The 19,038-nt window shown below is 36.5% G+C and carries 17 protein-coding genes and 1 tRNA gene; 5 read left to right on the forward strand and 13 right to left on the reverse strand.

Going from position 1 to position 19,038, the window contains the following annotated elements; genetic code table 11:
• Window positions 1–62: 62 nt before the first annotated feature.
• Together LAU42_RS08695 and LAU42_RS08700 are read left to right on the forward strand one after the other, a co-directional pair.
• Window positions 63–884, forward strand: coding sequence for an RluA family pseudouridine synthase (locus LAU42_RS08695; RefSeq protein ID WP_224183208.1), 822 nt, complete (start codon window positions 63–65; stop codon window positions 882–884).
• 59 nt (window positions 885–943) lie between these two features.
• Window positions 944–1,558, forward strand: a complete 615-nt coding sequence (locus tag LAU42_RS08700) for a nitroreductase family protein (protein WP_224183209.1) — start codon at window positions 944–946, stop codon at window positions 1,556–1,558.
• An 84-nt stretch (window positions 1,559–1,642) separates the two neighbouring features.
• Here LAU42_RS08700 and LAU42_RS08705 read toward each other — a convergent pair whose 3' ends face one another.
• The 4 genes from LAU42_RS08705 to LAU42_RS08720 all read right to left on the reverse strand — a co-directional run bounded on the left by LAU42_RS08705 (window position 1,643) and on the right by LAU42_RS08720 (window position 7,047).
• Window positions 1,643–3,802: an RNA degradosome polyphosphate kinase gene (locus tag LAU42_RS08705; protein WP_224183210.1), complete on the reverse strand. Its 2,160-nt coding sequence runs from the start codon at window positions 3,800–3,802 to the stop codon at window positions 1,643–1,645.
• 61 nt (window positions 3,803–3,863) lie between these two features.
• Window positions 3,864–5,396 carry an exopolyphosphatase gene (gene ppx, locus LAU42_RS08710; protein WP_224183211.1) on the reverse strand — a complete coding sequence of 511 codons (1,533 nt, stop codon included), beginning with the start codon at window positions 5,394–5,396 and terminating at the stop codon, window positions 3,864–3,866.
• Window positions 5,397–5,416: 20 nt separating this feature from the next.
• Window positions 5,417–6,802, reverse strand: a complete 1,386-nt coding sequence (gene fumC / locus LAU42_RS08715; RefSeq protein WP_224183212.1) for a class II fumarate hydratase — start codon at window positions 6,800–6,802, stop codon at window positions 5,417–5,419.
• 107 nt (window positions 6,803–6,909) lie between these two features.
• Window positions 6,910–7,047 (reverse strand): SAS053 family DNA gyrase inhibitor, encoded by a 138-nt coding sequence (locus LAU42_RS08720; protein WP_224183213.1) that lies wholly within the window; start codon window positions 7,045–7,047, stop codon window positions 6,910–6,912.
• 79 nt (window positions 7,048–7,126) lie between these two features.
• Between LAU42_RS08720 and LAU42_RS08725 the strand changes: the two genes are divergently transcribed.
• The gene (locus LAU42_RS08725; protein ID WP_224183214.1) at window positions 7,127–8,017 is read left to right on the forward strand and encodes a nuclease-related domain-containing protein; all 891 of its coding nucleotides are present in this window, start codon (window positions 7,127–7,129) and stop codon (window positions 8,015–8,017) included.
• A 517-nt stretch (window positions 8,018–8,534) separates the two neighbouring features.
• On the opposite strand, the gene LAU42_RS08730 is transcribed toward LAU42_RS08725, so the two are convergent.
• From LAU42_RS08730 to LAU42_RS08760, 7 genes are all read right to left on the reverse strand, one after another.
• On the reverse strand, window positions 8,535–9,146 hold the full coding sequence (locus LAU42_RS08730) for a sugar phosphate isomerase family (RefSeq protein WP_224183215.1): 612 nt from the start codon (window positions 9,144–9,146) through the stop codon (window positions 8,535–8,537).
• A gap of 302 nt (window positions 9,147–9,448) precedes the next feature.
• On the reverse strand, window positions 9,449–10,183 hold the full coding sequence (gene nfsA, locus LAU42_RS08735; protein WP_224183216.1) for an oxygen-insensitive NADPH nitroreductase: 735 nt from the start codon (window positions 10,181–10,183) through the stop codon (window positions 9,449–9,451).
• A gap of 14 nt (window positions 10,184–10,197) precedes the next feature.
• The gene (trmL, locus tag LAU42_RS08740; RefSeq protein ID WP_224183217.1) at window positions 10,198–10,671 is read right to left on the reverse strand and encodes a tRNA (uridine(34)/cytosine(34)/5-carboxymethylaminomethyluridine(34)-2'-O)-methyltransferase TrmL; all 474 of its coding nucleotides are present in this window, start codon (window positions 10,669–10,671) and stop codon (window positions 10,198–10,200) included.
• Window positions 10,672–11,793, reverse strand: coding sequence for a tRNA epoxyqueuosine(34) reductase QueG (gene queG / locus LAU42_RS08745; RefSeq protein ID WP_224183218.1), 1,122 nt, complete (start codon window positions 11,791–11,793; stop codon window positions 10,672–10,674). It lies immediately after the preceding gene.
• Window positions 11,794–11,881: 88 nt separating this feature from the next.
• Window positions 11,882–12,604, reverse strand: a complete 723-nt coding sequence (locus LAU42_RS08750) for an amino acid ABC transporter ATP-binding protein (protein ID WP_224183219.1) — start codon at window positions 12,602–12,604, stop codon at window positions 11,882–11,884.
• Window positions 12,597–14,048 (reverse strand): ABC transporter substrate-binding protein/permease, encoded by a 1,452-nt coding sequence (locus LAU42_RS08755; protein ID WP_224183220.1) that lies wholly within the window; start codon window positions 14,046–14,048, stop codon window positions 12,597–12,599. The genes LAU42_RS08750 and LAU42_RS08755 overlap by 8 nt, the downstream gene beginning before the upstream one ends.
• A gap of 217 nt (window positions 14,049–14,265) precedes the next feature.
• Window positions 14,266–15,312, reverse strand: a complete 1,047-nt coding sequence (locus LAU42_RS08760; protein WP_224183221.1) for a PTS sugar transporter subunit IIC — start codon at window positions 15,310–15,312, stop codon at window positions 14,266–14,268.
• 145 nt (window positions 15,313–15,457) lie between these two features.
• Here LAU42_RS08760 and LAU42_RS08765 point away from each other — a divergent pair, with 145 nt between their 5' ends.
• Entirely contained in the window at window positions 15,458–16,033 is a 576-nt protein-coding gene (locus LAU42_RS08765; protein WP_224184787.1) for an ATP-dependent Clp protease proteolytic subunit, read from the forward strand.
• Between the two features lie 35 nt (window positions 16,034–16,068).
• Here the strand turns inward: LAU42_RS08765 and LAU42_RS08770 are convergent, their stop codons facing one another.
• Window positions 16,069–17,319 carry an MFS transporter gene (locus LAU42_RS08770; protein ID WP_224183222.1) on the reverse strand — a complete coding sequence of 417 codons (1,251 nt, stop codon included), beginning with the start codon at window positions 17,317–17,319 and terminating at the stop codon, window positions 16,069–16,071.
• A 100-nt stretch (window positions 17,320–17,419) separates the two neighbouring features.
• Here LAU42_RS08770 and LAU42_RS08775 point away from each other — a divergent pair, with 100 nt between their 5' ends.
• A complete protein-coding gene (locus LAU42_RS08775) occupies window positions 17,420–18,667 on the forward strand; it encodes a helix-turn-helix domain-containing protein (protein WP_224183223.1) in 1,248 nt (415 codons plus the stop codon).
• Window positions 18,668–18,691: 24 nt separating this feature from the next.
• Here LAU42_RS08775 and LAU42_RS08780 read toward each other — a convergent pair.
• A tRNA-Leu gene (locus tag LAU42_RS08780) sits at window positions 18,692–18,773 on the reverse strand.
• Window positions 18,774–19,038: the final 265 nt, after the last annotated feature.

The following is a 19,038-nucleotide window of genomic DNA, read 5'->3' on the forward strand; positions in this document are numbered from 1 at the left end:
TTTATTAGTCTGTAATCTATACCCTATTATTATAGGCGATAAAAGTGAATAGGAGAAAAAATATGAAACTACATGTAATAAAAGAATGGGATAAGATGACGATTGAGGCATTACTGAAACATTTACAAATACCAAAAAAACCGACACACGAGCTACGCATGTCAAAAGGCATTACGATAAATGGCACACCTGCTACATTCCGTGATACGTTAAGTGCTGGGGACGACCTGTACTTACCTATCGCACAGGAAAAGAGCAACTATAAATCAAGTTATCGTATGTGTGAAGTGAAATACGAAGATGATTATTTAGCGATTCTCGTAAAACCTAAAGGCGTTAAAACGCATCCGAATGATATGAGTGAATCGAATACTTTATTAAATCATGCGATTTATACACTTGATTCTGACTATGTTGAGCCTGTGCATCGCCTTGACCAGGAGACGGTCGGCTTACTGCTCGTGGCGAAAAATCCATTCATTAAGAAAATATTAGACCGCATGCTGGAAGAGCGTCTCATTAAACGTACGTACCGTGCAAAAGTAAAAAGTCATCTCCCACTTAAGACGCAGACAATCGATATGCCAATCGGGAAAGATAAATTTCATCCGAACAAACGCCGTGTGTCACAAACGGGTGACCGCGCAGTCACACATATCGTTTCTTCAAAAGCGAACGGAGATGGAACTGCAGATGTTGAACTTCAACTTGAAACAGGTCGTACGCACCAGATTCGTGTTCATTTAGCAGAAATCGGGCATCCTGTTATCGGTGACCCACTTTACAGCGATTCAAATTTACGTCAGCTGGCACTTGAAAGTTACAAATTAGAATTCGTACATCCTCTCACTGGTGAAGTCGTAAGTGCAGTATTAGAGCAGTAGAATTGCATAACAGCTGCCAAATTACTATCATATAAGTATGAATAAGTAGGAGGATGAACATGCAAGTTACAGAATTACAAAACAAATTACTGACACGTCGTGCAGTGAAACAATATGATCCTGAATTTAAACTATCAGAAGCAGAAATTTTAGAACTATTAGATGCTGCAAATAAAGCCCCATCAGCGTGGAATCTTCAACATTGGAAGTTTATGGTGATGCACTCTGATGAGAGCAAAGCACAGTTATTACCTATCGCATTCCACCAGCAGCAAATTGTAGATGCGAGTGCTGTTATCGTCATTTTAGGTGATAAGGAAGCAAATAAGAACATCGATGAAATTTGCGCACCTGATATTGAGAAAGGTCGTATGACAGAAGAGATTAAAGCACGTATTGCAAACCAGGTTAATAACGCATACGAAAATGAACATTATGCATACGAAGCAGCAGTAATGAATTCAACATTCCCTGCAATGCAGATTATGAACTTTGCAACATTACGTGATTTAGGTACGTGTACAATCGGTGGATTTAACCGTACACAATTGATCGAAACTTTTAAGATTGATGAACGCTATGTTCCTACTATGCTCATCACAGTTGGTAAAGCAACGAAAACGCCACGCGAATCAGATCGTCGTGACGTTACGTCAATTACATCATTCCATTAAAAATAAAGAGATAGAGACATAAGTCTCTATCTTCTTTCGATTAACAGACGAAACAGCAGAACACTTTTGGCTCAGCCTCTTTTTTTAATTTCGTCTTAGTTTATTTTTCACAAATCCTAATAATTTAGAGCGTTTGCTCATCATTGGTTTGTGTTCAACTTCTTTCGGTTTAATAAGTGAACGTCTGAACTGCTCAGCACGATTCATCAGCTCTTCCTGAGAGTTGATTGCTGTAGCATCATTTCGCACATAGTGATATACACCATTCGCATCCTGCTCACGTGCTTTTTGATTATCATCTAACTGTAAATTCAGAATGTCCTTTAACTCTTCAACAATTTTATTATCGATAATCGGGAATAAGATTTCTACACGTTTTATCATGTTACGTGTCATCATATCCGCTGAAGATAAGTACATTTTCTCTTCACCATTATGATAGAAGTAATAAATTCTTGAATGCTCAAGAAATCTACCTACAATACTAATGACGCGAATATTTTCGCTGACACCAGGAATTCCAGGTTTCAGGCAGCATATACCACGAATAATAAGTTTAATCTTAACACCCGCGTTACTAGCTTCATATAATTTCTTAATAACAGTCTTATCCGTAAGTGAATTCATCTTCGCGATAATTAAACCATTACCATGCGCTTTCTGACATTCAATTTCCTGATTAATGTGCTCGATAAACTCATCACGTATTTCAAATGGTGCGACATGTAATTTATTATATGTCGGTTTCTCAGAGTATCCGCTTAAGTAATTGAAGAAGTTCATTGCATCTTCTCCAATTTCTTTATTCGTCGTAATGATACCCATATCTGTATAAATTTTAGCTGTTTTATCATTATAGTTCCCAGTTCCTAAATGAACGTATGGCACGATTTCGTCATTTACTTTTTTAACGACTAACGTGATTTTACTATGTGTTTTTAAGTGTGTCATACCGTATATTACGTGGCACCCTGCTTCTTCAAGCATACGTGCCCAGTGAACGTTATTCTCTTCATCAAAGCGTGCCTTTAATTCCACGAGTACCGTTACTTGTTTACCCGCTTCTGCTGCATTTTTCAGTGCATCAATAATCGGTGAGTCACTTGATACACGATACAATGTCTGTTTAATCGCTAACGTATTCGGGTCTTCAGACGCTTCTTTAATAAAGTCCACAATCGGCTGGAATGACTCATACGGATGATGGAAGAATATATCGCGCTTTAATGCTTCCTCATATAACTTTTTGTCACCTAAATATTTCGGTGGACAAGGCTCAAAAGGATTGAATGCAAGTTGCGGATAACGCTTTTCTATCATGCCTGACAGCTGGAATAACATCGTTAAATCTAACGGTCCTTCCAGTTTATATACATCTCGATCTTCAATTTCCAATTCATTCTTCAAAAACGATGCGTTAATTGAAGCATCACATCTCGCATCAATTTCAAGACGAACTGCTGCACCACTTTTACGTTTCTTTAAAAACTTTTCAATTTCAATGAGTAAATCTTCTGCACCATCTTCATGAATTGTTAAATCTGCATTGCGCGTGATTCTAAATGCAAATGTACGCGTAACCTGATAGCCATGGAACAGCTTATCGATAAAGTGTGTAATAACATCTTCAAGTAATACATAAACCGTTTTTTCGCCGTTCGTTAACTCGATAATACGGTTTAATAACGCAGGAATCTGAACGATTGCTGACTTATTCTCACCTGACTGTGTCACTATATCTACGAATATATTCAATGATTTATTCGCAAGTTTCGGAAATGGTCGATACGCATCAATTCCAAGCGGTGTTAAAGTCGGAAGAATTTCGTAGTTAAATTTCTTCTCAACAATTTGATAGTTTTCCGGTGATAGTTCATCAACCGATTTAAAGTAAATATTATAGCCTTCAAGATCACGAATCAAAGAATGATACTGATCGTATTGCAGCTTAACATTATCACGATTTGCACGATCTACTGCAATCAGCTGTTCTGTCGGAGTCATCTGCGTCTTATTCTCAGGTTCACTGAATCCCATCGTCACCTGATCTTTAAGTCCCCCTACACGCACCATAAAAAATTCATCTAAATTCGAACTCGCAATTGCCAGAAACTTAATGCGTTCGAGTAAAGGGTTCTTATGGTCAAAAGCCTCTTCAATAACGCGTCTGTTAAATCCAACCCAACTTACTTCACGGTTGTTATAATATGCTTTATTTCCTAAGTCTAAATTCTGATTCATCATCACCACATCCACTTCTTAATGTCATAAAATACATAAATTCTGCCTATACTAATATATCGAATTATTGTAAAGCTTTTGTAAATATAAGATTAATTTTAGATTTAATGATTTTTTCGATGTGCTTCTTCTGTCTCTCTGCCTGATACTCTTCGGCAATTGGGTCTCCGTTGTATTCGATGATCAGATTATACTTATCGTCTTTCTGCTCAAAGTATAGCGTGTTCACGATATTCGTATTACTAATATTTAATGCATAAGAAAACTTTAATATGCTGCCAAGCATCTGGATGACATCTTTTTCATCACTATTAAACCACTGCGTTTCTTCTTCATAAAACTTAAATAAAGATTTATTCTTATAACTGGCAAGTAATGCAAGTTTCACGCGGTTTTTATGACTAATACCATTTAAACTTGAGTTTGAAAGAATATAATATGTGTGCTGACTTGCTGCATCCGAATCGATATAACTTCCTAAATAATAAAGATACGCAGCATGCTTTAAAAATGTTTTATCCTTCTTATTCCCTTTAATTAAATCATGCTTCTCTAATTCATAATAAAGCGTTTCAGCAATCATTGTACGCTGCATTGCTTCATCGTGCTTTATGTTATAATCACTCGCCAAGTTGCGCAGCGAATCTTTGAACACATTATCTTTATCAAAAGGTAAAGTATATTCCTGCTCAAGCACTTGCATAATAACGCCTTCACGTAATCCTTTACGTGAAAAGATAAACTCGGTAGCATCTACTTCGTCAAATAACGTATTGAATAATACACATGATGGAACGATGATATCCTGTCTATCTCGACTTAAACCGTCCAGATCTTCTAAATTATCTTCTGGCGTATTGATTAACGTCTCAAATACGAGTTCAAGATCTTTTTCTTTCATTCCATAGCCATGTACACCCGCAATCGGATATTCAGTTAATGATTGGTGAATACGTGCGATATTACGTGCAGAACCACCAATTGCAATAATCGGACATTTTCGTTTTTCCAGCCACTTCAAGCTTTCAAACTGTGTTTTAATATACTTTCCGGCTTGTTTTATCGCCTCTTCGTCGTTATGTTCCTTACCGTCGAAAAATAGCTTCTGAAGCGTTACTACACCAAACGGGAAACTATGAGAAAACTTCAGTTCCTTATCTTCAAAGTATGTAACTTCCGTACTGCCGCCACCAATATCAACTGTTACACCATCTGTGTAGTCTAACGTATTAATGACAGCATAATATCCATAAAATGCCTCTTCTTCTTCAGAAATAATGCGTACATCAATGCCTGTTTCAGCTTTCACACGAGCAATAATCGCATCAATGTTTTGAGATTGACGCACTGCAGCCGTTGCGACCGGGTACAATGCATCAACGTTAAATTTATCAGCGACTTTCTCAAAGCTCTGAAGCGTATCGCATAATACGTCAATCCCTTTATCTGACATCACTTTATCGCTATCTAAATATTGATAAAGGCGTGCCGGCGTTTTAATATTCTGTAATTCCTGCAGTCCAATTTCAACTGAATAGTCAAAGATTACAAGTCTGATTGTATTTGATCCTATATCTACTAAACCGATTCTCTTCATATTAACCTGCCCTTTATTTCTTATTTCGGATGAATCATCTCTTCAGGTTTAATCCATTCGTTAAACTGTTCTTCTGTTAAATATCCGCTCTTAAGCGCAGATTCTTTTAACGTTAATCCTTCTTTATGTGCAGTCTTCGCAATATATGCCGCTTTTTCATAACCGATATGAGGGTTAAGTGCTGTCACTAACATTAAAGATTCGTTTAAATATTTCGTAATGTTTTCTTCGATTGGTTCAATACCAACTGCACAATTATCGTTGAATGATTGCATACCATCCGTTAATAAATAAATTGATTGTAATGTATTGTACATAATTACAGGTTTAAATACGTTAAGTTCGAAATTACCTTGACTCGCTGCAATTCCAACAGCTGCATCGTTACCCATAACTTGAACAGCAACCATCGTTAACATTTCTGATTGTGTCGGGTTTACTTTACCTGGCATAATTGATGAACCTGGCTCATTTTCAGGAATCGAAATTTCAGCTAAACCAGCACGTGGTCCTGATGATAACCAGCGTACATCGTTTGCAATTTTCATAAGATCTGCAGCAAGTGCCTTTAATGCACCGTGAACAAAAGTCACTTCATCATGCGCTGTTAATGCATGGAATTTATTTGGTGATGAGAAGAATGCATATCCTGTTTGTTCACCAATTTGTTTCGCAACGCGGTCACCAAACTCAGGGTGCGCATTAATACCAGTACCTACCGCAGTACCACCAATAGCAAGACTTAATAATTCCTTCTTAGATGTGTTCAGAAGTTCTTCACACTTATCTAACATATAGCGCCATCCTGAAATTTCCTGACCTAAAGTAAGCGGCGTTGCATCCTGTAAATGCGTACGACCAATTTTAATAATTAATTCGAACTTTTCTTCTTTTTCCTTTAATGTATTACGTAATGTATTTAATGACGGCATTAATTTAGATTCAATTTCATGGTATAGTGCTACATGCATCGCTGTTGGATACGTGTCGTTAGAACTTTGAGATTTATTAACATCATCGTTCGGGTGAACAGTTTCTTCGCTGCCAGATGCTTTTAAGTAGTTGTTTGCAACATAAGCTACCACTTCGTTAACGTTCATGTTACTTTGCGTACCGCTACCTGTCTGCCAAACTACAAGTGGGAAATGTGCATCTAACTTTCCGCTTAAAACATCATCACAAGCTTTAACGATTGCATCACTTTTTGCTTCTGATAATTTCCCTAACCCTTTATTTACAATTGCTGCTGCTTTCTTTAAATGCGCAAATCCATAAACAACTTCAATCGGCATCTGCTCTTTCCCAACTGGAAAGTTCTGCTTACTACGTTGTGTTTGTGCACCCCAGAATTTATCAGCAGGTACTTGAATTTCTCCAAAAGTATCGTGTTCAATTCTAAATGACATGTTATTCTCCCCTTATCTCTTTTATACTTATATTTTACATTAAATAACGCTTTCATTCATTAATAATTCATAAAAAATTCAGAATACACAATATGTATTCTGATGAATTAAGACTCTTCCTTATTCGATTCATGATCTTCTGCGTTCTGCTCTGAAATTTGTTCCATCTCTTTACCGAGCTCAACGACATCGTCAAAGTTTGTGACCATTTCGTTTTCCTGATCTTCATATCGATTGTTTGACATAATTTAACACCCCTTTAACTGAAAGTTAACATTTGTTAACTATAATGATATTTGAAACTACTATATAAGGAGAAAAAATGTGCGCTACATCGAAAGATTCCCCTCACAACAAGTCTACTGCTTTATGCATCTGAAACAAAGATACAACTTCGATACCTTCAATGTCCGTGACCTCGAAAAGAAAGCACTTGGTTATATCGGTGAAGTGATGGCCGATGATCTAATTCATGACCATTTCGGTCAGGACGCATGTATTTATTTAACAGATTTAAACTATATAATTAACTATACCCAAATTCAGATTGATTCTATCTTAATTATCGAAAATAGTATGTATATTTTTGAAGTGAAGTATTATAACTTTGATTTAACATTTGATGGTGAACTTTATTATTATGTAAATGGAGAGCAATTTCATGCGTTAAATAATCAGCTCGACAAAATTCGTAGATTAATGTATACCGTTTTTGAATATAAAGTCGATAAAATTGTGATTAAGCCTTTTTTCGTAAATAAAAACCAGACAATTTACTCAAAACACCGCGAGCAGTTTCTAACGATGGAAAACTATAAAGCATTCTTTAATTCAATTAAGAAATCTACATTCTATAATGAGGCCGTTGCAGCTGAACTCATTAATATGCGAAAGCCGAACGAGTTTGACAAACCATTAGAAATTCCGTATCACGAAGTTGAAAAAGGCGCATACTGCCCTAGCTGTTATCATAAATTAATAAAACACACTACTCGGAAGTTCCAATGTACACATTGTGATGCAACATTCTCAAGTCGTGAAATCATTGAGGCCAGCTTTAAAGATTTACCGATATTATTTCCAAACGTCGTTATAACGACAGCACTACTATATGACTGGTTCGGTGGCCTGATGAGTGAACGAAATTTGAGGAGGTACTGGGACAAACAAGAGATTAAGCACCCTTTTCAATTGAGCTTTAAACGAGAACAATAATGGGTGTCACTTTTTGGGACACTCGGCTGTAATTTTATGTGTGGGTGTCACTTTTTGGGACACCCGGCTGTAATTTTATGTGTGAGTGTCACTTTTTGGGACACTCGGCTGTAATTTTATGTGCGGGTGTCACTTTTTGGGACACCCGGCTGTAATTTTATGTGTGGGTGTCACTTTTTGGGACACTCGGCTGTAATTTTATGTGCGAGTGTCACTTTTTGGGACACTCGGCTGTAATTTTATGTGTGGGTGTCACTTTTTGGGACACCCGGCTGTAATTTTATGTGTGGGTGTCACTTTTTGGGACACTCAGCCCAAAATTTATGCGCGAGTATCATTTTTTGGGACACTCAGCCCAAATTTTATGCGTGAGTGTCACTTTTTGGGACACTCAGCCCAAATTTTATGCGCGAGTGTCACTTTTTGGGACACTCAAGCCGACATCTCATACACAAAAACCGCAGCAGCAATGAACAAAAATAAAAAAGACCCTCATTCGGGTCTTCACATAATAAAATTAGCTGTACATTTGGTAGAAATATTCACGCATATCTTCTGGTAAACCTTGTGCAGCATCTTTATCGAGCACAACGTTTACCATGCGGTGTGTCTTTAAGTTCGCAGCTTCAAATCTGCCACCTGCTTCAGTTCTGTATAAGTTACGTACGATGTCTACTTTGTCGTGACCAGTGATTAGGATCACTACTTCACGTGCTGCACGTAATCCATTTTCATCCCCTTGATCTAAATTTTTATAACCGATAGATCCACCACCTGTTACAGTTGCGAACAACGTCGTTAGTTTTCCTTTATTTTGTTTCGTTTTTGCTTTTTCTTTAATTAGTGGCATAATGTTTTCTTTACCACCTTTATGATACTGGCTTTCTACGATACCGATATTTAAATACTCTGCCTGCTTCTTATCATAATCAAAAATATGAATTTGACTCGTATCGACTGGCGTTTTCTTAACATCTGCTAATAGTTCTACTAAAACTGCATCCGCTTCATTTCCGAGTGCCGTTGCAATAATTGAAGTCGGATTATTATTCATTTGTTTACGGAATAAGTCTGCTACGTAGTTTGCTGCTGTTAATTGGTCATCAAATACTTTAAAGTTCATTGCCATGATGTATTCCTCCTAGTTATTCTCTATTACATTATACATGATTACTTTCTATCATACCCTAAAATAAACGTTGATAATCTTTTAATTTATAACACTTCCTCATAATTAATGTTTAAATAATTGAAAGTTTAGGTTATAATATTGGTATTAATGTTATTTAGGGGGAGTATCCATGAATACTTTATTAATCGGTATGGTTTGTATCGCGTTCTTAACTGCCATCTTAACTGCTGGCCGTGAATCAAGTTACGGTTTAAAAGAAGAAGATCTAGATAAGTAAAAAGCAGCCTCGGCTGCTTTTTTTATTGCTTTAAAAACCCTTTAAACTGAAGTACATCATGCACATCGAGTCTCGGTTTTCCATTTAACATCTGAATCACTTGTGCACTCCATGCGTCATTCCTTTTTCCGTTCGTTCTTTCCTCATAGTAACGACTGACACGATTATCATACGCTTCATAATGACGGTATTCAAATGGCTGATATTCATTTTCGTGATATACAACATCAAATGGCAACCTTTCTTTCTGACTGCCTTCTTGATCTGGAACACCTACAACCATCCCGAATAAAGGATATGTATATTCAGGCAATTTCAGCAATTCACTTACACGTTTCATATCATTACGCAGTGAGCCTATATAACAAATACCGAGCCCGATGCTTTCTGCTGCTACTGCCATATTCTGTGCCGCAAGTGATGCATCAACGGTTCCAACTAGTAATGACTCTGTAGAGCTAAAGTAGTCATCAACAGGTTGTTCGAAATGGTGTCCTAAGTGATGATGGCGATTGAAATCCACAATGAATACAAATAAGTGCCCGTTATGTTCAACATAAGTTTGTCCGCTCACTTCACGTAACGCTGCCTTTAAATCCGGGTCTGTCACTCCAATAATCGAGTAGCTCTGCACGTAGCTTGATGTTGATGCATGTTGTGCTGCTGTAACTAACGTCTTCACTTGTTCTGACGTTAAAGGCTGTTCTTTAAATTTACGAATTGACCTGTGATTCATTAATAAATCGATTGTCTCCATAATACACCTCCGAATTATTTTAATCCTGGATAGTTTTGCTGACGTAACGCCTCGTATATAAGAATTGCTGCAGTGTTCGATAAGTTTAATGAACGGACATTATCATTCATCGGTATACGTAATGCAGTGTCCATATACTTTTCTTTTACCCAGTCTGGTAATCCTGTCGTTTCTTTTCCGAATATAAAGTAGTGTTTCTCATCTGTATTACTGTAATCAAATGTAGTATGTGGTTTCTGACCGAACTTAGTCAGTAAATAATAATGCCCTTCGTTCTTTTCAAAAAATTCTTCGATACTATCATAATAAGTAATGTTTACAAACTTCCAGTAATCCAGACCTGCACGTCGTAACATTTTGTCGTCTGTTGAGAATCCTAATGGACGGATTAAATGTAAATCCGTGTCCGTTGCTGCACAGCTACGTGCGATATTACCTGTGTTTGCAGGTATTTCTGGTTGATATAATACGATATTGATTGATGACATTTATTTTACACTTCCTAAACTTTTTAATATTTCTATTCTAACATCATTGTCACTTTCGTGCTCAATTCTTTCTCTTAAATAATCATGTGTCGATTCCCTAATTTGTCCTAATGCCCAGTACGCTGTTCCTTTAATTTCTGGACGCACATCATTTTCTGCAACTTCCTTTAAATCATCTATTGCATCTACTTCCTTAAAGTGCGCAAGTGCAAGTATTGCATTACGCTGTATCGGTTTCTTACCACGCCATGCACCAGCGAGATGGCCGAACTGACTTTTAAACTGTTTATTATTCATCTTTAAGAGTGGTACGAGTAACGGTTTTAATGTTTCCGGCTCCAGTTCGATGTCATCTTGCTCTGTATTAATGCCGCGGTTTTTCGGACAAACTTGCTGACATGTATCACAACCATATAGTCTATTCCCAATCTTTGCACGGTACTCATCCGGCATAAAGCCCTTCGTCTGCGTTAAGAAACTGATACACTTCTTAGAATCAAGCTGACCATTTCCGATCAGTGCACCTGTCGGACAACGGTCGATACATATCGTACAGTCCAGACATGAGTCGATAACAGGCTTATCCGGTGTAAAAGGAATTGAAATGAGCATTTCACCTAAATATGTCCATGTTCCGAGTGTTTCATTTAAAATAAAGCCGTTTTTAGCTGCATATCCAAGTCCCGCTCTTTCAGCTACAGCACGATCGCTTAACACACCAGTATCAACCATATTCATTACTTTAGCATCCGGTACACGTTCTAATATAAAGGATTCAAGCAACGACAACCGTTTATTTAAAAGTGTATGATAGTCTATTCCCCACGATGCACGTGCAAATATACCACGTCTTGAACCACGAATGCTCTTTGGTGCATTCGGTAATTTATTCGGATATCCTACTGCAATAGCGATAATTGACTCAGCTTCCGGTAAAGATCGTTTCGGATCAATACGCTCCTCTATCGAACCTTTTTCAAATCCTGATGCATACCCTGAATTGTAATATGCTTCTAACTTCGGTCTCAGTTCATGAAAAGGCTCTGCTGTCGTAAAGCCGATTGCGTCTATACCAATTGTCTTACTATATTCAATAATTTCCTGTTTTAACTGTTCGTTCATCGTACACCTCCTGAGCATTATATATTTTATCACAAAAGGTCGGCGTATATGTTCTGTCTATAAACAAAACATATACGCCGACCTCACTTTATAACACTTTAGATAAGAAACTCTTCGTTCTTTCATTTTTTGGATTCGTAAACAGTTCGAGTGGTGCGCCTTCTTCCTGCACAATACCTTTATCCATAAAGATAACGCGATCTGCCACTTCTCTTGCAAACCCCATCTCATGTGTTACAACGACCATCGTCATACCTTCCAGCGCTAGTTTTTTCATAACTTGCAGTACGTCACCTACAACTTCAGGGTCTAATGCTGACGTTGGTTCATCAAAGAGCATAACGTCTGGATTCATCGCCAGGGCACGTGCAATTGCAACACGCTGTTTCTGTCCACCTGAAAGTTGTGACGGATAATGGTCAGCTCGATCTTTAAGTCCTACTTTATCCAGCAGTTCAAGCGCAGTTGCTTTTATATCTGCCTTATTCCCTTTGTTTAAAAGTAATGGTGCAAGCATTAAATTTTCTACTACTGTTTTATGCGGGAATAAATTAAAACTCTGGAATACCATCCCCATCTTCTGTCTGAGCTGATTAATATTCGTGCCTTTCGCTGTAAGCGCATTACCTTCAAAGACAATTGAACCGCTCGTAGGTGTTTCAAGTAAGTTCAGACATCTGAGCAAAGTCGACTTCCCGCTTCCTGACGGTCCGATAATCGCAACTACCTCACCACTACTCACTTCAATATTAATCCCTTTTAAAACTTCAACATCTCCGAAACTTTTATGCAGATCATTTACATTAATCACTTACACTCATTCTCCTTTCAAAGACATTCATCACACGCGATAATCCGAATGTCAGAATAAAGTACACTAAAGCTGCAATCATTAACGGTGTAAACGGATCAAACGAAGCACCTTGCACAACTTGTGCGTTGAACATCAGTTCTGATACACCGATTACAGAAACGATTGATGACTCTTTAATTACAGTAATAAATTCATTACCAAGCGCCGGTAAAATCTTTTTAATAGCTTGTGGCATAATGACTTTGTTCATCGCCTGTGCATGGGTTAATCCTAGTGACCTCGCCGCTTCCATCTGCCCTTTATCAACCGCTTTAATACCCGCTCTTATAATTTCAGCAATATATGCTGCACAGTTTATAACGAGTGCAATCGCACCACAGACAAATGCTGACATATCGATACCAAGCACCGCAGTCGTACCGAAATAAACTAAGAATACTTGTACTAAGAGTGGTGTTCCACGTATAAATTCAATATAAATCCAGGCAATTGTTTTTGCGATTATATTTTTACTGAGTTTCATAAATGCAAGTATGCCACCAAATAATGAACCAAGAAGCACACCGATTAATGAAATTAATATTGTTGCTCCAATACCTTGAATAAAAAATGTGCCATATTTGCTGAAAAACGAACCATCATTAAACATTTCTTTGTTTGCTTTATCTTTGTATTCCTGAATTAAATTTTTATCTTTAACATCTTTAATAATTGTATTAAGTTCATTTAATAATTTCGGTGAATCTTTCGGAATAGCAATCGCAGTCCCTTTCTCTTCTTCTTCAAACTTAAATTTTGAAAAAGCTAAGTTTTTGTTTTGTGTTAAATATGCCTCACCAACAGGACCTTCGATAATGACTCCATCAACTTTTCCAGTGTTTAACCCCATAATAATTTCCGGAACACGAGTTAATGACTGAATGTCGCTATCAGGTAATTCATTTTTCGCAAGCTCTTCTTGTGTCGATTGTTTCTGAACACCTATCGCTTTACCTTTAAAGTCGCTTAACGATTTATATTTATCGACTTCTTTCTTCTGAACAATCATGCGTTGTGATACAAACATGTAACTTTCCGTAAAATCTACTTCTTTCTTTCGTTCTGGTGTCGGGCTCATACCTGAAGCAATCATATCGATTTTCCCGGTTTTAAGTGCCCCGAGTAAACTATCAAACTGCATATTCACAATTTTAAGTTCGACACCGAGATCCTTTGCTAACTTTTTCGATAGCTCAATATCAATACCAGCATATTCACGTTTACCATTCACTGTCTTTTCAAATTCATACGGTGCATAGTCAGCAGAAAGTCCTACTCTTAAAACACCATTTTTCTTTATAACGTCATACTGATCAGTCTTTGCCTGTACTTTCGTAACTGGAAAGATAGATAAAATCATCGCAATTATTAAACCAATTTGCATTACATTTCTTATCTTCATATACTGTGCTCCTTTCGTTGATATTAAAATAATACAATATAATGAATAATTATACAATATATTTATGTCGTATCAAAGTCTGAGCTAATTACATATATGACAAGCGTCCACTTTACATCAACAATGGAAGAAATCGTCGAAGCATGTAATCGACTTGAACGCTTTTTAAATTCATATTAAAAAAGTCACGAGAAACTAATTCTCGTGACTTTTCTTATTATTGCTGAGGTGTAAACTTATAGAGTGCATCATTATAATTACGAAGAATGCGTTTTAGCACTATATGTGTCATAAAAGCAATCGGTAATGGAATAATGACATACGCCAGCAATAAACTTAATATATTCGCACCAATGCTACCTTCCATAAATCTAAGTGCATTAATCGGACCAACGAAACCCGTATAACCAAATCCAGCTGACATCGGTGTGCCTTGTACATTAAAGAAATATGCACATAACCCTGCAATGAAACCATTAATGAGTAGTGGTAATGCGATAATCGGATGTTTGAAATAAACCGGCATCATCATTTTAGCTGCACCAATAATGAGTGTTAACACAGTTCCGCGATCATTCACTTTAAGTGATCCAAATATAAATGTATAACAGCATGCAACAATACCTAAATTTGCTGCACCGCTTCCAAGACCGGATAAACTTATGACCGTTGCAATCGCAACGAGTGAAATCGGCGTTGCCATTAATAAGCTGAATGAAATCCCGATGAGTATACACATCATTAACGGATTAAGTTCTGTAAACTGTTCAATCATCTTGCCAAGTGCACCTGTCACCGACTTAACGTAAGGTAGTGTTAAACTACCGATAAAACCAGGAAGAATTCCAGCAATTAATGGCAGGAATACGATATTTAAGCTCCCCATCTTATTCCCTGCATAAATTAAAATTGCAGCACTAATAGCTATTGTCAGCATCATATTAATAAGATCACCGATACCGACAAACTGAAACCCTTTTCCGTTAAACTGCAATGCACCTGATCCTAACAATGATGCGCCAGATAATATTGCTGTCTGGAGAGCATTGAATTTAAACTGCGCACCAATCGTTATCCCAGCAAGCAAACTTAATGTAAACTGGAACATGATCAGAAGATGCCCTAACCTAATAAACACATCATTATACTGTGCGAGATACTTAAACAGTTCACCAAGCATCGCATTCGGAACGAGCGCTACGACAATCCCTGCGGCCATCCCATTTAATATATTCATAAAAAACTGCTTCGGTGTTAACTTCATTTCCTCACCATACTTTCGTAATCTTTACAATAACATTACTCCATTATAATTGCATATACAAATAAATCTATAAAAATAATAAATAAAAAATAAATGTCTATTCTTTGACTTAAATTGACCAATAAAATAAAATATAAGTAATAGAATAGAGGAGGACGAATCAATGACGAACGATATGAAAGAACTTATGCTTCAAAAAATGATAGATACAAGAACAATTACCATTTCAGGAGAAATTAATAGCGAAGTAGCGAAAGAAGTTGTTAATCAACTACTGTTACTTGAATCTTTAAGTGATGAACCTATCAATTTAATTATCTCTTCACCAGGTGGGCACGTTGATTCTGGTTATTTAATTCATGATATGATTAACTTCATCAAGCCAGAAGTAAACATCATCGGTGCTGGCTGGGTAGTAAGTGCTGGTGTATTGATTTACTTATCAGGCAAGAAAGAAAATCGTTACGCATTGCCGAATACACGCTTTATGATTCACCAACCGAGCGGCGGTACACAAGGTCAAGCATCTAACATGGAAATTACAGCACGTGAAATTATTAGAACACGTTCTAAACTGAATGAACTGATTGCACGTGAAACTGGTAAGTCTGTTGAGGAAGTAGAACAGCATACAGGGCGTGACTACTGGTTAAACACAGAAGAAGCTAAGGAATACGGCATCGTAAACAAAATTATTACAACTAAAGATGAAATTAAATAATAATAAGCCAGAGGATCATCCTCTGGCTTTAAATATTAATACTGCATATTTACTTTTTTGTTAAAAGTCTTATTCATCGCACTTAACACGAGCAGTAAACTTATCGCGCCACAAACGAAAAATGTAATGGCATAATATCCAAAGTCAAATATAACGCCGAAGATGACGTAAGAGATAGGCATTAACAGTTGCGAGATTAAAAAGATAACAGAGAATATTCTCCCCCTTACATTTTCCTCAATGCTTTCCTGAAAGTACAGCATAACAGGGGTATTCACATATTGACCTGATATACCTACGATAAAACCGATTATCATAAATGTATAATACACTACCCATAATTCATCAAATATGAATAATGGAATACTGATAATCATAATGCATACGGATGTTACAATTAAACCACCTTTTAATATCGGGAATGGTGATTGAAATTTCTTCTGAGAACCGATAATTAAGCCACCAACAAGTATACCGACACTAAATGCTGCTTCTAATATCCCCATCATCTGAGAACTTGCTTTATAATGACCGATAATAATTTTACTCATACCGATATTAACACACGACATAAAGAAATTAAGCGACATGAATAAAATGATAAGCGTTCGCAATATCGGATGATGCCAAATATAACGAATGCCAAACTTAAAGCTTTGCATAACATTCTCACTATTATTCTGAACTGTGCTTTCAGTCTTTTTGAATAAATTAAAATTTAAGCTCATCATCATAATACCTGCAATGATATATGCAGTGATAAAACACAAAATGAAAACTTCCTTAGACACGATGGCATACATTAATCCACCAGCAACTGGACCGAGCAGCATCGATAAACTTGTCGCTGTAGAATTATACCCCATCGTTTTTTGCAGATGATCTTCATGAACGATATTCGGCATGGCAGATAACATACTTGGACTGCTTACACTTGAGATGTAACTTGCTAAAAACGTCGTAATATATAATGCAATAATATGAAAACCGAGAAAATGAATATATAACAGCAATAATGAAACAACAAGTGCTTCTGCAAATATTGCATATACTAGAACCTTTTTTCGATTATAATGATCGGCTAAGTATCCTGATACAGGTGTCGCCATTATACGACCAATAACACCGATTGCTAAGTTAAACGAGAACAACTTAGCAGAACCCGTCGTAGATAATATAAAGAAACTAATACCAAAACTATAGATAGATACCCCTAAAACACAAATCATCCCACTTAAAATTAAAATAACCATTTGACGATATGACTGTTTTATTTCTTGTGCCATCAAATCTCCCCTTTGTTTAATTTAATTAAACTTATTATATAAAAAGAATATTTGAAATGCAAACAAAAGTTTAATACAATTAAACACATGGAGGGAAATAATGAATACGTTAGGAAGTAGAATCCGAAATTTAAGAAAAGAAAAGAATATGACATTAGCGACGCTTGCCGGAGATTATATGACAAAGGGCATGTTAAGTCTTATTGAAAACAACAAAAACAATCCATCAATGGAAAGTTTAGAATATATTGCTGAACGTTTAGATACATCTGTTAGTGCGCTACTCGAAGATGGTAGCGAAGTTACAACAAATAATATTTATAATGAAATCAAACAAATTTTAAAAGTACCGAACATATCTCATCAAAAAGAAATTGATGCACTCGTTTCACCTGTTATTAATGAAATACAGCATAACAGAAAAGGTGCGTTTATATTTCAGCATTATGCATTTACGAAAGCGCTCATTAAAGATGTTGATAGCGCTGTGAAATATATGAACATAGCAAAATCAATCTATGCTGACAATGATGATATTAATGCATTAATCGATGTTGAAGGAGATTATGCAAACATATTTTACCTCGTAAGAGATTACGAAAAAGCATTACAGCATGCGATTACAACGTATGAAACATATAAAGATGATTTATCTATTACAAACCCGAATATCATTCCAAATTTGCTCAGTTCTATAGGTGCTTTTTGTTATCAGAACTACGATATTGATGACTGCATTAAATACTTTAAACTTGCAGAAGAAAAATGTATTGAGAATAAAACATACAAACATCTGACACCTATCTATAAATCATTATGCGTCATGTATATATTGAATCAGGATGAAGTCCAGTATAAAGACACATATAAAAAGTTTAACCATATAAAACAGCTAAATCCAGATGACTTTCAGACAAACTTCGATATATTTACAACGGAAATCATCTATTACTTCTTTAACAAACAATATGATAAGTTGTTACACCTACTGGATCAAAAAGATACTTTGTTAAAGCACGATCAATACCAGCAACAAGTAAACGATAATTTCAATGACTTCTGGAGCATTTATAAAGCCATTGCACTTTATAACTTACAACAATATGATAGCGCAATTACCATTTTAAAAAGCGATGACGCTGACACAAAGTTTATGGCACTTGCCGACGTAAGTGTACATGCCCAGAAATATACTTATCTTGCATTAAACGAAGAACGATTAGGTAATAATGAAGGTGCACGTGATTATATTACAAAAGCGATGAATATTATCGAGTCCATCCCATCGAATCACTTCACAAAAATTACAGAGCAGACATATGAACGTATTATAAATAAAAGCCTCTAAACACAATGTTTAGAGGCTTTTGTATACCACCGGTCGGGATCGAACCGACACTCCGTGAGGAACCGGATTTTGAGTCCGGCGCGTCTGCCAATTCCGCCACGGTGGCGCTATAACATGCGCTATCACAAGTTTTCATACGAGTTTCAGTCGCTTACTTAGGCGATGGATTCGTTTTCATGGCGTTGGACTACGTAAATACGCGACTAATACGCCTCTGACTATTATAAACCTCGCTAGATACATCGTCAAGGTAAATCGGGTAGTGTTCGTTTTTATTCCCGATATCCTCACACGCAGAATATCGATTCGATTATATAGACGAATATCCGATAATTCGATTAAATAGACGAATAATTCGCAATAAAAAAGCC

The sequence above is a fragment of the Macrococcus armenti genome (assembly GCF_020097135.1).
GTDB classification, from domain to species: Bacteria; Bacillota; Bacilli; order Staphylococcales; family Staphylococcaceae; genus Macrococcoides; species Macrococcoides armenti.